The organism is Holdemania massiliensis, from assembly GCF_022440805.1.
In the GTDB taxonomy this organism is placed as follows: Bacteria; Bacillota_I; Bacilli_A; order Erysipelotrichales; family Erysipelotrichaceae; genus Holdemania; species Holdemania massiliensis_A.
Window position 1 is genome coordinate 1,425,604 of record NZ_JAKNTK010000001.1, and the last position, 14,488, is coordinate 1,440,091.

The window sequence follows — 14,488 nt, forward strand, 5'->3', positions numbered from 1 at the left end:
GAGAAGTATGTATAAAGTAGTAAAACGCGACGGAATGATAACGGAATTTGACATCAGCAAGATTTCAGTGGCGATCACCAAAGCTTTTGAGGCCCAGCAGAAACAGTACCATCCCAGTGTCATCGACATGCTGGCGCTGCGGGTAACCGCAGATTTTGAAGGCAAAATCAAAAATGATTTGATTCAGGTAGAAGATATTCAGGACAGCGTAGAATCCATTCTGATTCAGTCCGGGTATTCCGATGTCGCTAAAGCGTACATTCTGTATCGGAAGCAGCGGGAAAAAATCCGCAATATGAAATCAACAATCCTCGATTATAAAGATCTGGTCGACAGCTATGTGAAAGCCACAGACTGGCGCGTGAAGGAAAATTCAACGGTGACCTATTCGGTCGGCGGACTGATTTTGAACAACAGCGGTGCGATCACCGCCAACTACTGGCTTTCGGAAATCTATGATGAGGAAATTGCCAATGCCCACCGCAGCGGGGATATTCATCTGCATGATCTGTCCATGTTAACCGGCTACTGTGCCGGCTGGTCGCTGAAGCAGCTGATTCTGGAAGGCTTAGGCGGGGTACCGGGCAAGATCACCTCCAAACCAGCTAAGCATCTGGCGTCGCTGTGCAACCAGATGGTCAACTTTTTGGGCATCATGCAGAACGAATGGGCCGGTGCGCAGGCTTTCTCTTCTTTTGATACGTATCTCGCACCGTTTGTCAAAGTTGATCAACTGAGCTATGATGAAGTGAAAAAGTGTGTGGAATCGTTTGTCTATGGCGTGAATACACCGAGCCGCTGGGGTACGCAGGCGCCGTTTTCCAACATTACCCTGGATTGGGTTGTGCCTTCGGATTTAGCGCATCAGCCGGCGATTATCGGCGGTCAGCCGCAGGATTTCACCTATGGTGACTGTCAGAAAGAAATGGATATGGTCAATAAGGCGTTCATCGAAGTCATGATTGAAGGCGATGCCAATGGCCGCGGCTTCCAATATCCGATTCCAACATATTCCATTACCAAGGACTTTGACTGGTCCGATACAGAAAACAATCAGCTTTTGTTTGAGATGACCTCAAAATATGGAACGCCGTATTTCTCCAACTATGTCAACAGCGACATGCAGCCCAGCGATGTCCGCAGCATGTGCTGCCGGCTGCGGTTAGATCTGCGTGAACTACGGCGCAAGTCCGGTGGATTCTTCGGCAGCGGGGAAAGTACCGGCTCGGTCGGCGTCGTAACGATCAATCTGCCGCGGATTGCCTATCTGGCAAAAGATCAGGACGATTTCTATGCCCGCCTGGATCGCTTAATGGATATTTCTGCCCGTTCGTTAAAAGTCAAGCGGCAGATCATCACGAAGTTGCTGAACGAAGGCCTGTATCCGTATACCCGCCGTTACCTCGGCTCCTTCGATAATCATTTCTCGACGATTGGTCTGATCGGCATGAATGAAGTCGGACTGAATGCTGCTTGGCTCAAGGCGGATCTGACGCATCCGGAAACCCAGGCCTTTGCTCAGGAGGTCCTGAATCACATGCGTCAGCGGTTAGTGGTTTACCAAGAAGAATATGGCGATCTGTATAACCTGGAAGCGACGCCGGCGGAATCGACAACCTACCGCTTAGCGAAGCATGACAAGGAGCTGTATCCGGATATCATTACCGCAACGGAAGAAGGCAATACGCCGTATTATACCAACAGTTCGCATTTGCCGGTCGGCTACACCGAAGATATCTTTGAAGCGTTGGATGTTCAGGATGAACTGCAGACGCTGTATACTTCCGGTACGGTCTTCCACGCTTTCCTGGGTGAAAAACTGCCGGATTGGAAAGCCGCAGCTTCCCTGGTCCGCAAAATTTCCCAGAATTATAAGCTGCCGTATTATACCTTATCGCCAACCTATTCGATCTGCAAAGACCATGGCTATCTTGCCGGAGAACAATATACCTGCCCGATCTGCGGCCGGACGACAGAAGTTTACAGCCGGATTACCGGTTATTACCGACCAGTGCAGAACTGGAACGCCGGCAAGACGCAGGAATACAAGGAACGCAAGGTTTATGACATGGGGCACTCGGTTTTAAAAGGCCGTCAGGCGCTGAAGGAAGCACCGGCACAATCGGAAAACCGGGAAGTGAAGGCGATGCCGTCAGCCTCGGCGGAAGGCCGGGTACTGTTGTTTACGACCAAGACCTGCCCGAACTGCAAAATGGCAGGCCGGATGCTGGAAAAAGCCGGGATTGCCTACGAGCTGATCGACGCTCAGGAACAGGCGCAGCTCAGCGAACAGTTTGCGATCATGCAGGCACCGACACTGGTCGTGGTGGACCAGGATCTCAACTGCCTCTTTAGAACCAATAACGTTCAGGAGTATATTACTCAGAAACATTAATCCAAGATCCCGTTTTCCAAGGTTGGAAGATGGGATTTTTTATTCTTAAATTTGGCAGAATCGATGAATAATACTGGCATTCATGAAAGCGCTTCGCTATAATGAAGACAGAAAGAAAACGCAACAAGAGGAAGCGAGGAACAAGAAAATGGAAGAAAAGTTGGAAGTGCAGCTGCGCGAATTAGCGGGAATGATTGATCATACGATTCTCAAACCGGATGCGACAAAGCAGAAGGTGCTGGAGGTCTGTCAGGAATGCATGGATTATCACTTCAAGATGATCGCGGTCAATTCTTGTCAGGTTACGCTGTGTCATCATGCTTTAAAGGGCAGCGGCGTGCATGTTGGGGCAGCGGTCAGCTTTCCGTTAGGCCAGACTGAGCTGAACGTCAAGCTGCTGGAAACGGAACATGCAATCCGTCAGGGTGCGGATGAGATTGATTATGTCGTCAATCTGACGGAATTAAAAAGCGGCAACTGGGATCTGGTGCGCAAGGAAATGGATCGGATCACTCGCTTATGTCATCAATATGAGAAGATCTGCAAGGTCATCTTTGAAACCTGTTATCTGACCGAAGAAGAAATCATGCGTTTGGCGCGGATCGCCCGTGAGGTGAAACCGGATTTCATCAAGACTTCGACCGGTTTCGGCCCAGCTGGCGCGACGGCTAAGGATGTCTTTATTATGAAGCATGAAGCGGGAGAGGGCGTGCAGGTCAAAGCGGCCGGCGGCATTCGCTCGTTGGAAACGCTGCTGGAAATGAAAAAAGCCGGAGCTACGCGTTTTGGTACTTCTTCCTCAATTAAGATCATGGAAGAAGCCCGGAAGTTTCTGGAAGAAGGCGGATCGTTGTGAAAACGCTGATTCATGATGCGCATGTGATTGCGGATGGCTGCCGTGAAATTGCCTGCGGCGGCGTGCTGGTGGAAAACGGTCAGATTATCGCGTTATTTGAGGAATCGGAATGTTCAGCGATGATGCAGGAAGACTGCGAGGTGATCGATGCTCAGGGCGGGATGCTGACACCCGGATGGATCGATATTCATATTCATGGGGCAGCGGGTGAAGATCTGATCAGCGGGAAAGCGGAAGCCGCCGAAGCCGTCAGCCGCAATGTTGCAGAAGACGGATGCACAGCGTTTATGGCGTCGCTGACAGTGGTTTCCCATGCCCAGCTGCTGGAAATTCTGTCCGGCTTGGCGCAGGTGAAGTCACTGCCGGGCGCGGCGATGCTGGGCATCCATTCGGAGGGTCCATATTTAAGTCCGGATTATAAAGCTTTGATGGATGAGCGCTATCTGCGCGATCCATCGCTGAAGGAGCTGCAGGAAATGCTGCAAGCCGCAGCGGGCCGGTTAAAGATCATGACGGTGGCCCCGGAACGGCAGGGCATGGAGTCCTTTATCCAGGCCGCTGTCAGATCAGGCATGACGGTGATGGTCGGACATACCGCCGCCACAAGCCATGATGTGCACCGGGCGAGTCTGGCCGGGGCGGCCGGATTTACGCATCTATACAATGCGATGAGCCAGCATCTGCACCGCGATCCGGGAACGGTGACCGGTGCCTTTCTGGAAGAAGGAATGAAGGCCGAGCTGATTGCGGATGGATTTCATGTCGATCCGGAAGTTGTCCGAATGACGTGGAAGCACATGGGCGCTCAACGGCTCGTGCTGATTACTGATGCCATGCTGGGCAAGGGCATGCCGGACGGGGATTTCCAGTTCAGCGGACTGCATTGCCGCAAGCAGGGGCAGCATGTCAGGGTTGTGGAAACCGGAAGACGTGCGGGTTCGGCGATCGGCATGAACGACGCGGTGCGGATGATGGAACAGATGTGCGGCTGTACGCCGTGCGAGCTGGTGCAGATGGCCTGCGTCAATCCGGCAGCGCTGGCGCAGGTCAGTGATCATAAAGGACGGTTGGCGGCAGGTATGGATGCCGATCTGGCGTTGTTTGATAAGAACTGGCAATGTCAGCGGACGATGGTTGAAGGAAACTGGGTCTTTCAGCGCTGAATTCTGTCGGCGGAAAGGATGCGCGGAGAGTGGGAAACGAAAGTGCTTTCTTTGGTAAAAAATTAAAATTTCGGGTTTGGGATTGGATATTCTTTCCAGCTTCGGGTATAATACAAACCACTGGAGGCATGAAGATATGAAAAAAGCGATATATTGTTATAACATCGACGATGTTGATCAGCATATTTTGGAAACGATTACGGCGGCCATGGATGTAGAGCTGGGTTTACTGGATGACGGCATGCTGAAAATGACCGTTGACGAAATCCTGATGCAGCAGCCATCCAGCAATCAGGACTGCACGCGTTTCGCGTTGTCATTTATGCTGATGAATGAGCTGAGCGATGAGGAAATGAAGCAGCTTTTAAAGGCGGGTGAAGAAGCGCACTGGCATTTTGATCCGATCAAGATGTTTGTGACGGAACACAACCGGCAATGGACGCTGGAAACACTGTTTTGTGAAGTGAGAAAGGAACATCAGTTATTCGCCAAAGCGGAAAAGCTGGCCGAAGTGCTGCGCAGGGCGAATCAGTTGGATTTGAAAAGTTTCTCAGACGAGCAGGCAGAACAAATGAATATTGCATTGATGAAAGGCTACATGTTGTTAAAAAGTGGTCAGTTTGAGGAAGCTCAGTTGGATCAGACGCTGAATGAGCTGACTAGCCTGATGGGAGAATGAGGTGCATTCTCCTTTTTCTTTGACAAGGGTGCTGAGGCATTGATGACTTAAAAACTCACTTACAATCTATGAATATTGAATAAATTATGCTAAACTGATGAAGTAGAGGTGAAAAAAATGAAATATAATTTTGATCAGGTGACCGACCGCAGCCATACCGATGCAACGAAATGGTATGTTGTTCAGGAAACGTTGGATATACCGGATGTCACGCCGCTGTGGATTGCGGATATGGATTTTGCGGTTTCCGATCCGATTCAGCAGGCTTTGAAAAAACGGATGGAATGTCCGGCCTATGGATATACGGAACGTGGTCCGATCTATGCGCAGGTCATGGCGGACTGGTTTAACCGCCGCTATCAATACGGAGCAGATCCAGCAATGATGATGATGTCGACCGGTGTCATGTATTCTGTGTCCGCGGCGATCCGGCTATTCAGTCAGGAAGGCGATAAGATCCTGATTCCAACCCCGGCTTATGAGCCGTTTGTCGATAAGACGCTGTCCAACCGGCGGATTCCCATTCTGTGTCCGATGCACGAAGAAGCTGGATATTATACCCTGGATTTTGAGGATATGGAAAAACGCATCGATGAGAAGACGAAAATCTTCATCCTATGCAATCCGCAGAATCCAACCGGCCGGGTGTATACAAAGGCGGAATTGGAGCAGGTTGCTGCCTTCTGTGAAAAGCATCAGCTGAAAATCATTTCCGATGAAATTCATGCCGATTTTGTGTTTGACGGTCAGTTTATGCCGATCATCAACATCAATGAATACACTCGTCAGAATACGATTGCCTGTGTTTCCTGCACCAAGTCGTTCAATCTGGCCGGCTTGAAAATTTCCGGCGTGATTATTAAAAATCCGGAGCTGTTTAAGGAATTCAAGGCGGAAGCGGCCAATGTCGGCATCGCCAGCATCAATATCTTTGCCCTGGAAGCAATGAAAGCTGCGTATCAATTTTCGGAGGACTGGATGGATCAATTATTGGCCTACATCAAGGCGAACCGGGATTATGCCGATGAATTCTTCCGTACACGGCTGCCGATGATCAAGACCCGGAAACCGGAAGGAACGTATTTCTTCTGGCTTGATATGCGTGACTGCGGCATCGAATGGGAAAAACTGAATCAGACCTGCATTGAGGAAGGGCACGTTTATTTGTCGGAAGGCAAATTCTTCGGTGAGAACTACTTGGGCTTTGAGCGCTTAAATCTGGCCAGTCCGCGTGCTCAGCTGCAGACCGGTTTGGAAAAACTGGAAAAAATGGTTCTGGCTCATCAGAAATAACTGACTGAACTGAAATTGAGAATCGAAAAAGCGGCGGCGGCCGCTTTTTGTTATATCAGCAAGGTTGTTTTCCATGGGACAAACAGGCCGCAGCCGAATCTGACATAGCGTGGCAAGGATAGGTTGTTGAGCGATCAATGCACGTCCTTTAGGGAAATGACTTGGAAGTGGAGGGATTAGATCAGCAAAATACCGGTTTCCATGCGCTTTTTTCCTTTTCATTCAGGAAAAACATTGCCTCGAAAACAAAGGAACGTGTGGTAAAATAAAGATGTCATCTTGAAGATATGCAGTCAGATCTACCTCCCTTTCTCTGGCGCGTATCTTTTTTTGTTTTGATCGTGAAGGAGAATCAGATCCCGGTCCTAATCCCAAGCAGGGGAAAGAAAGGATGATATTGCCTGAGCCTGCGTTTTTTCTTGTTTAGGGTGGAATGACTCTGTCCATACTGCAAAGAAAGAAGGGAGGAGATCGGATGAAGAATGATCCATCGCAGCGGGAAGCCGTCATCACAGCCTATCTGTCAGCCTTGCGCGCTCGCGACAAAGAAACCAGCTCTCACAGTCTGCGGGTGAGCCGGCTAGCCTGTGAAATGGCAGCTGAATTAGCCTGGTCTGAAGCTCGTTGTCAGAAGCTGAAGGAAGGCGCATTGATGCATGATTTAGGCAAACTGGCGATTTCCGATGCCGTTTTGCTGAAGCCGGGACGCCTGGACGATTGGCAGTGGCAGCAAATGCGGAAGCATCCTGCCGAAGGAGCACGCCTGATTCGCCAGACCCCCATCCTCAATGATCTGGCTCCCATGGTTCTGCAGCACCATGAACGCTGGGACGGAAAAGGCTATCCCTACGGTTTAAAAGCAGCGGAGATCTGTGAGGAAGCGCGGGTGCTGGCTTTGGCTGATGCCTATGATGCGATGATCTGCCGACGTCCTTATCACGCGCCTATGCCGCTGTCGGAAGTGCTGTCACAAATTGAACAGGGCCGCGGGAACCAATTTGATCCTGAACTGACGGATTGTTTTTTAAGACTGCATCCTCCGATTCATCCTCCTTTTTGAAAATTGAATGAATAAAAATGAAAGTCGCCTGATAAGATTTGACATCGCTTTCATCCCATTGTAAACTGAGGATCAGAAGGAGATACACAAATGGAAAAATTTGAATTGAACGACTTTAGAAAACTCCGCGGCTTAAGCGATGTGACATTTTCTCCGGACGGACAGCACATTGCCGTCGTCGTCAAATCCTGCAATGATCAGGATGGCTATGATTTTACGATCTGGGCTCGCTCTCAGGGCGGGGAATTCCGGCAGCTGACCAGTTTCGGTAAGGAAAGCAGCTATTTATGGGATGATGAAGAAACTCTGATGTTCTTATCCTTGCGGGATCCTTCAGACCAGAAGCGGGCTGAGGCTGGGGAAGAATTGACCGGAGCCTATCGTCTGAGTCTGAACGGCGGCGAAGCGGTCAAAGCCTTTACACTGCCGATTCAAGCTGGCAAGCTGGAAAAACTGGATGAAGGTTTATATCTGGTTACCGCCCGCTGCGATGCGACACTGCCGGACTATTATAAAATGAATGCCGAGGAACGCAAACAGGTCACTGAGGATAAGAAAAAGAATGCAGAATTTCATGTGCTCGATGAAACGCCGTTCTGGTCTAATGGAACTCCGGGTTTTACCAGTAAGCTGCGCACCCGTTTATTTGTTTACGACGAGAAGAAAGACGAGCTGACCCCGTGCAGTGCCCCGCTGTTTCAGGTGGAAGCCAGCGCTGTGATCGGCCGGAAAATCTATTACTCCGGCTGTGAATATACATTGCGCACAAAATTGCAGAAGGATGTCTGGTGCTACGATCTTGATTCCGGCGAAAACCGTCAGGTCTACGCCAATGAAGGCTTTGGCAACCGCTCTCAGAATGTGGCGACGGACGGCAGCCGCGTGTTCTTCTGCGCCGCTAAGGGTGAAACCTGGGGACAGAACGAACATCCAAACTTCTATCAGCTGGATCCGCAGACTGGCAGCTTGGCGCTGCTGGCTGAGGCAGATCTGTCCTATTATACGTCCAAGCCAAAAGAAGGCGCGCTGTGGATCAACGGCAGTGACCGGATTTCCAATAATCTGTTCTGCTTTACCGCGGAAAATGAACTGAAAAAAATGACGGACTGGATCGGCGATATCGGCAGCTTCGATATCTTTGGCGATCAGGCCGTCATCAGCGGCAAGCAGGGACTTGATTTTGACGAAGTCTGGACGTTTGATTTAAAAACTGGGCAAGCCTCTTGCATCAGTGATTTCAACCGTAGTTTCCTGAAGGAAAAAGCGGTCAGCGAATGCGAACCGCTGACAATTGCCAGTCACGATTGGGAAGTTGACGGCTGGATCATGAAGCCGGCTGATTTTGATCCCAATAAAACCTATCCGGCAATTCTGACGATTCACGGCGGACCGAAGGGGGCGTATCATGGAACCTTCGGCATCGATATGCAGACCTGGGCCTCGGCAGGATATTTCGTCTTCTTCTGCAATCCGATCGGTTCTGACGGCCGCGGCAACGAATTTGCAGAAATCCGTGAAAAGCACGGTACAGTCGATTACGAGGACATCATGAACTTTACCGATGAAGTGCTTAAGCGCTATCCGCAAATCGATCCGCAGCGAATGGGTGTGACGGGAATTTCCTACGGCGGGTATATGACCAACTGGATCATCGGGCATACGGACCGGTTTAAAGCAGCATCCAGCCAATGCTCTGTGGTGAACTGGGTGTCGATGTATGGCGTGTCCGATATCAGTATGGAATTTGTTCCCGATCAGATGGGCGGCTCGATCTTTGAAAAGACGCAGACCTATTGGGATCGCTCTCCGCTTAAATACGCCTGCAATGCTGTAACACCGACCCTGTTTATTCAGCCGCTGGCCGATTTCCGCTGCCATCTCTCAGATGGCTTACAGATGGTGACGGCCTTAATGGATAAGGGTGTTGAAACCCGTGTCGTCTGCTTTGACGGCGATCACCATGGTCTGAATCATTTCGGCAAGCCTTCGCATCGCGAACGTTCGTATTCTGAAACGCTGAACTGGATGGACAGCCATCTGAAATAAGTCTGCCTGAACCGCACATCTTTCGTGTGCGGTTTTTTCGTTAGCTATCTTTTTCAGGACTTGAAAAAGAAAGAAAGGCAAAAGAAGAAATGACTCTTTTCTGTTTAATCCATAGATCAGCGAAAAACGAAAAGATCAAAACCCATTTGGAAACGTTGTGCAAGCTGCAGAAACCGCGTATAATTACGCAAATGAAAGAATGATTATTTCTGTGACGCAGGGAAGCGCTGCTTTTTCATTCAGTCTGTCAAACTTAAGCTGAGAGCCGTTCAGCGATTGGCGTGCCGCGGCATCGCAGCCTACTGAATTAAAAGATCTGAATAAATGTCGGTCTGATAAGAAGTCATCTCGGTTATCGGACGTGAGTACACCTCTGCTGGACCTGGACGCAAGAATCATCCGGCATCATTTTCTTGGTAAAAATACAAAATTTTAAACTTTTTTAACCATTTTGAGAGGAACTTTGTAATTTTCCGCAATATTAATAATAGGAAGATAAAATTCCAAAGAAAGGTAGGGTTTACAAATGCACAAGAAAAACATCACAGAGAAAGACTGGACGATCAAACTGCTGGAGGAGGTCATGCGTCAGACTGGTATGGATGAAGCTGAGCTGTGCTGCAAGGCTCGGCAGTCTTCTGATTGGCTGACACGGCTGAAAAGCAGGGAGGAGGAAGCGACACTGCAGGATTGCTTTGCGCTGGCGAGCGCTTTGGGACTGTCTTTACATGAATTTTTTATTCGGTTTGATGAAGATGAAAGGAATAAAACAAGTCAGACGACAAAATAGTATTTATTTCTGAAAGCTTAAAGGATTAAAAACCGTTGGATTCTTCGATAAAACCGGATTTGGATTTGGCCTAAGGTTTTTGAAGCGGGCATCAGAAACTAAAAAAGTGACGACTGTCACTTTTTTAGTCTTTTCTCTATGTAAAAAAATAACAATTATTGTAATTTGTTATTTCCAATTAATTCGGTAACTGATATAATTTATCTGGCGTTAATTATAATTAAAGGAGTAATGGAATGGGAGCTAAAATTGCAGATTACAAATCGCTGATTGACAACCTGAAAACGGAAGCGGTTCAGGCCGGTGATGCTTATTTGGAATGCTCAGCAAAAGAATTGATGGGTAAGCTAAATGAAGGCAATGCGACGCTGATTACCTGCTGCAGCGCAATGCGTCAGTGCATGCTCAGCGGAGACGAGATGATCGTTGCGCCGACCGGGAAGAAAAACGTCAGTACCAAGATGAAGATTCGTTATTACCTGAATGACCTTGAAACACGCGAAAGTGCCTATGTCCCGAAAAAGCGCGGCCGTAAAACGGGTTCTACGTTAAAGAAAACCCCAGGTCTTAAGCGCAATCCGAAGACAGGAAAGATGGAGGCCAAGTTTAACAAAGCGTACATGACGCAGTCCCTGCAGAATTGGCTGGATAAGAAAAAGCTGACTTATGAAGAACTGGAAGACGCTTATCTTGTCGATACACCGGAAGGAAAATGGCTGATTGAAGTGGATTATGAAAAGCGCGGAAAGAAGCAGACATTTAATTCCAAAATGTATTCGCTGATTAAACGAATGGATCCCGATATTGCTAAGTATTCAATTCTGATGGAATCCAAGATCTCTTCCAAACAGGAATGGAAACAACTGAGCGACTATATGAAAAGCCGGCTTCATATTTCCCTGATTTTTGTAAATCATCAGGGGAAAGTAAAAGAATACCGCTGACAGAACTGATCTTAAAACTAACGGAGAACCTACATTCTCCGTTTTATAATATCATGGATATCACTGTTTATCGTTTTGATGGGCTTTGCTGTTTATCCATTGGTCTGCCGAATAGTACAGCATCACTAAGGTGATACTCAACAAGATTCCGCCTAGAATGTCAGTGATCCAATGCACACCCGATAAAATTCGTCCGATGACCATTAATCCTGCATAGATACCACACAAAACATTGATTATGGATCTTAAATTTTTATGTGAAATCAAGCGCTGAAACTGTAGAATCGCCGTAGGGATAATGCACATCATCAACATTGTCGTCGAGGATGGATAAGAGGCTTCTAAAACACCTTCGATTAAAACAGGTCTATAATTGACAACGAAAAACTCAAAAAAGAGATATACTGAAAATACAAGAACATAAAACCCGCCTAAGATCAGAATGCTGCTGTCTACACGCCGCAGACTTTTTATTTTTAGAAGCTGGACGAGTCCTGTAATGGCAAAGCCCGGCACAATAAGCAGGACAGGGATACTCAGCCAGTCGGTTATATCATACAAGCCCATATTCGTACCCAACAGCGTATGGAAATATTGATTCATTCCTGCAAAACCGACAACTGAACCTTGCGGTCCGATGGGACGCACATCGATCAACATGATCGACAGGGTGTAGACGAGGGATAAAACCAGCAGACCTAAAGTGATGCTAAAATAAGTTTGAATTTTTTTCTTTTCTTCTTTCATTTTTTGCTCCTTTGTATTTGGCTTTCGCCTGATCACACTCTAGCTTTAGAGGACAGAAAATGAAAGAACTTGAACGTCACCTCGCTGACACGTTTCGTGTCATGGACGTTTTAATAGTAAAATCTCCTTGATGACCAGCTGAACAAAGGTAAAAAAGGCGGCATAAGGTTCAAGGGTTGCAATAAAGATAACAACACTCAGGGAAGTCAAGATCATCGATAAGCTTGTCTTTGCTTTTGTCCAAAGAGGAAAGGAGCAGTTTTGTAAGGCTAATTCGGCAATGCCGCAGGCAACGATAAAAAAAATAATTGCAAGGAATGCAGTTTTGATAAACAATGGGGTGTCCTGCAAGGATAACAAAGACACCTGTCGAATTATATCGCCGTCCTGCTGTCCAAACAGCGGAATAAAAAGCAACATGCCCGCCGAACAATCGATCAACCCCAACATTAAATCACGCATATGCTGCGTTTTTTGATGACTGTCTTTCTCCGCAATAGAAATCAGTTCCCGATTGGAAAGCAGCTCATCGATCGTGATACCGAAAAATTCAGCTATCGCTTTTAATGATTCAATGCTTGGATAGCCGCGTCCTGATTCCCATTTTGAAATCGCTGTCCGCGAAACAAACAGGATTTCAGAGAGTTCTTCCTGCGTTAAATTTTTTTGTTTTCTAAGCTCCTGCAGCTTTTGGTAAAATTCCATGAGCGATGATCCTCTCTTCAATATGTTTTCATTTTACCAAAAGGATCGAGATTTTTATAGTCAGTCTTTCAAATTGCAGAGTGGGTCAGATCATGGGGGCGCCTGATGCCCAGGAGAACTGAATCCTGCTGAAAAAGCTTTGCGTCAGTTTGATGTAAATCTTTTGAAAATATGAGTGAAAGGTATTGCTTTCAGTCTGAAAGTCATGTAAACTAATTGCGAGGAGTGATATTCCATGTTAAAGATCAAATTGAACCACTCTTATTATTATTATTATCGATAGACCAATGTAACCAAAGATTCTTTGGAATTTTCGCGTTATATTGGTTCAACAAAACATCAAAGTGAGTTTGATGTTTTTTATTTTTTAACGGAAGAAGAGGAGAAAACGTATGATTTTAACCGTAAAAAAAGACTGTGACCGCAACGAACTGCAGCGGCTGATGAATCAGCTGGAGAAAAAAGGCCTGGAACTCAATTTCAGCGAAGGAGCGAATTATATCGTCTTAGGCTTGGTCGGCGATACGACGGCACTGGACGTCGACTGGCTGAAAAGCTTTACCTGTGTAAAAGAAGTAACGCGGGTTCAGGCGCCATATAAGAAAGCCAATCGTTTGTTTCACCCGGAAGATTCCATCATCGACGTCAGCGGCATAAAGGTCGGCGGTCATGAAAAAATCGTGGTCATCGGCGGCCCCTGTTCGGTTGAGGGTGAACAGATCATCTGTGATATCGCTCAAGAGGTCAAAGCTGCCGGCGGCGTGATGCTGCGGGGTGGGGCATACAAGCCGAGAACCTCGCCATATGCGTTTCAGGGGATGGGGACTGAAGGTATTCTGGCGATGGTCAAAGCCCGGGAAAAGACCGGTCTGCCGATTGTCAGCGAATTGATGAGTGCGGATAAGATTGATGAATTTGTCGAGCATGTCGATCTGATTCAGGTTGGGGCGCGCAACATGCAGAACTTCGATCTGTTAAAAGCACTGGGAAAAGTCGATAAGCCGGTGCTGTTAAAGCGCGGGTTGGCGAACACGATTGAGGAATGGATCATGGCGGCGGAATACATCATGGCCGGCGGCAATAAGAACGTGATCCTGTGCGAACGCGGGATCCGGACCTTTGAGAAATACACCCGCAACACGTTGGATCTGAGCGTTGTACCGATCATCAAGGAACGGACGCATCTGCCGATTATCATCGACCCTTCGCATGCGACTGGAGACTGGAAGCTAGTCGAAGCGATGTCGCTGGCAGCCATCGCGGCGGGCGCGGATGGTCTGATCATCGAAGTCCATTCCTGCCCGGAATGCGCGTGGAGCGATGGGGCACAGTCATTGAAGCCGGCGAAGTTTGCTTCGCTGATTGAAAAAGGTCGCGCGATTGCCCAGGTTATCGGCCGCGAGCTGTAAGCAAAGAGCGTCAAAACCAAATAAAAAGCTGTTTCCATCCGAATGAGGAAGCAGCTTTTTTCATTCTTTATTTCTTTTCCTTTGGCGTTGGTTTAGTCTTCAAGCCGGTAAAATCATCGGTATCGAAAAACTCTGCCAAGGTGATGCCCAATCCATCACACAGCCGCTTAATCGTGGCAATCGTCGGAGAACTCGTCTCCCGATTCATCAGATTATTGACTGTCGACTGTGTCATCCCGCTGATTTGGGACAGCTGGTATAAGGACATTCCCCGTTCTTTGGCCAGCGCCTGAATTCTGAGCTTAATCGTATGGGAAAGCTCGTTGCTCATCTTCATCTCTCCTTTTTCCTATCAATCAATTCTTCCGTTTTTATTTTACCAGAAAAGCCGTTCAGTGGAC

At 47.8% G+C, this 14,488-nt stretch carries 13 protein-coding genes; 10 read left to right on the plus strand and 3 right to left on the minus strand.

All coding sequences use genetic code 11. The annotated features are described in order from the left end of the window. The first annotated feature begins 7 nt into the window (after nt 1-7). The 9 genes from MCG46_RS06315 (at nt 8) to MCG46_RS06355 (ending at nt 11,226) form a co-directional block, all read left to right on the plus strand. Nucleotides 8-2,395, plus strand: a complete 2,388-nt coding sequence (locus MCG46_RS06315) for a ribonucleoside triphosphate reductase (RefSeq protein WP_240278699.1) — start codon at nt 8-10, stop codon at nt 2,393-2,395. A 148-nt stretch (nt 2,396-2,543) separates the two neighbouring features. Then, nucleotides 2,544-3,251 (plus strand): deoxyribose-phosphate aldolase, encoded by a 708-nt coding sequence (deoC, locus tag MCG46_RS06320; RefSeq protein WP_240278700.1) that lies wholly within the window; start codon nt 2,544-2,546, stop codon nt 3,249-3,251. Then, complete coding sequence (gene nagA, locus MCG46_RS06325) at nt 3,248-4,414, plus strand: N-acetylglucosamine-6-phosphate deacetylase (RefSeq protein ID WP_240278701.1); 1,167 nt, start codon at nt 3,248-3,250, stop codon at nt 4,412-4,414. Before deoC ends, nagA begins: the two co-directional genes overlap by 4 nt. Nucleotides 4,415-4,550: 136 nt before the next feature. Next, nucleotides 4,551-5,093: a DUF3783 domain-containing protein gene (locus MCG46_RS06330; protein ID WP_240278702.1), complete on the plus strand. Its 543-nt coding sequence runs from the start codon at nt 4,551-4,553 to the stop codon at nt 5,091-5,093. 117 nt (nt 5,094-5,210) lie between these two features. After that, nucleotides 5,211-6,386, plus strand: a complete 1,176-nt coding sequence (locus MCG46_RS06335; RefSeq protein ID WP_154239130.1) for a MalY/PatB family protein — start codon at nt 5,211-5,213, stop codon at nt 6,384-6,386. 475 nt (nt 6,387-6,861) lie between these two features. After that, on the plus strand, nt 6,862-7,446 hold the full coding sequence (locus MCG46_RS06340; RefSeq protein WP_240278703.1) for an HD-GYP domain-containing protein: 585 nt from the start codon (nt 6,862-6,864) through the stop codon (nt 7,444-7,446). 90 nt (nt 7,447-7,536) lie between these two features. After that, nucleotides 7,537-9,492 (plus strand): S9 family peptidase, encoded by a 1,956-nt coding sequence (locus MCG46_RS06345; RefSeq protein ID WP_240278705.1) that lies wholly within the window; start codon nt 7,537-7,539, stop codon nt 9,490-9,492. Between the two features lie 526 nt (nt 9,493-10,018). Further along, nucleotides 10,019-10,282 (plus strand): hypothetical protein, encoded by a 264-nt coding sequence (locus MCG46_RS06350; protein ID WP_020226261.1) that lies wholly within the window; start codon nt 10,019-10,021, stop codon nt 10,280-10,282. A gap of 236 nt (nt 10,283-10,518) precedes the next feature. Next, a complete protein-coding gene (locus tag MCG46_RS06355; RefSeq protein ID WP_020226260.1) occupies nt 10,519-11,226 on the plus strand; it encodes a hypothetical protein in 708 nt (235 codons plus the stop codon). A 60-nt stretch (nt 11,227-11,286) separates the two neighbouring features. Here the strand turns inward: MCG46_RS06355 and MCG46_RS06360 are convergent, their stop codons facing one another. Both MCG46_RS06360 and MCG46_RS06365 read right to left on the minus strand, forming a co-directional pair. Further along, nucleotides 11,287-11,973, minus strand: coding sequence for a phosphatase PAP2 family protein (locus MCG46_RS06360; RefSeq protein ID WP_240278707.1), 687 nt, complete (start codon nt 11,971-11,973; stop codon nt 11,287-11,289). 99 nt (nt 11,974-12,072) lie between these two features. Next, nucleotides 12,073-12,678: a helix-turn-helix domain-containing protein gene (locus tag MCG46_RS06365; protein WP_240278709.1), complete on the minus strand. Its 606-nt coding sequence runs from the start codon at nt 12,676-12,678 to the stop codon at nt 12,073-12,075. A 392-nt stretch (nt 12,679-13,070) separates the two neighbouring features. Between MCG46_RS06365 and aroF the strand changes: the two genes are divergently transcribed. Further along, nucleotides 13,071-14,087 (plus strand): 3-deoxy-7-phosphoheptulonate synthase, encoded by a 1,017-nt coding sequence (aroF, locus tag MCG46_RS06370; RefSeq protein ID WP_240278710.1) that lies wholly within the window; start codon nt 13,071-13,073, stop codon nt 14,085-14,087. 67 nt (nt 14,088-14,154) lie between these two features. Here aroF and MCG46_RS06375 read toward each other — a convergent pair whose 3' ends face one another. Beyond that, nucleotides 14,155-14,418 (minus strand): helix-turn-helix domain-containing protein, encoded by a 264-nt coding sequence (locus tag MCG46_RS06375; RefSeq protein ID WP_020226256.1) that lies wholly within the window; start codon nt 14,416-14,418, stop codon nt 14,155-14,157. Nucleotides 14,419-14,488: the final 70 nt, after the last annotated feature.

Excerpts from the sequence above, each read along its gene's own strand:
- MCG46_RS06355 (WP_020226260.1), top strand. The coding sequence starts at position 10,519 with ATGGGAGCTAAAATTGCAGATTACAAATCGCTGATTGACAACCTGAAA.
- MCG46_RS06360 (WP_240278707.1), bottom strand. The coding sequence starts at position 11,973 with ATGAAAGAAGAAAAGAAAAAAATTCAAACTTATTTTAGCATCACTTTA.
- MCG46_RS06340 (WP_240278703.1), top strand. The coding sequence starts at position 6,862 with ATGAAGAATGATCCATCGCAGCGGGAAGCCGTCATCACAGCCTATCTG.
- MCG46_RS06315 (WP_240278699.1), top strand. The coding sequence starts at position 8 with ATGTATAAAGTAGTAAAACGCGACGGAATGATAACGGAATTTGACATC.
- deoC (WP_240278700.1), top strand. The coding sequence starts at position 2,544 with ATGGAAGAAAAGTTGGAAGTGCAGCTGCGCGAATTAGCGGGAATGATT.
- MCG46_RS06365 (WP_240278709.1), bottom strand. The coding sequence starts at position 12,678 with ATGGAATTTTACCAAAAGCTGCAGGAGCTTAGAAAACAAAAAAATTTA.
- MCG46_RS06345 (WP_240278705.1), top strand. The coding sequence starts at position 7,537 with ATGGAAAAATTTGAATTGAACGACTTTAGAAAACTCCGCGGCTTAAGC.
- MCG46_RS06330 (WP_240278702.1), top strand. The coding sequence starts at position 4,551 with ATGAAAAAAGCGATATATTGTTATAACATCGACGATGTTGATCAGCAT.
- MCG46_RS06335 (WP_154239130.1), top strand. The coding sequence starts at position 5,211 with ATGAAATATAATTTTGATCAGGTGACCGACCGCAGCCATACCGATGCA.
- MCG46_RS06350 (WP_020226261.1), top strand. The coding sequence starts at position 10,019 with ATGCACAAGAAAAACATCACAGAGAAAGACTGGACGATCAAACTGCTG.
- aroF (WP_240278710.1), top strand. The coding sequence starts at position 13,071 with ATGATTTTAACCGTAAAAAAAGACTGTGACCGCAACGAACTGCAGCGG.
- MCG46_RS06375 (WP_020226256.1), bottom strand. The coding sequence starts at position 14,418 with ATGAGCAACGAGCTTTCCCATACGATTAAGCTCAGAATTCAGGCGCTG.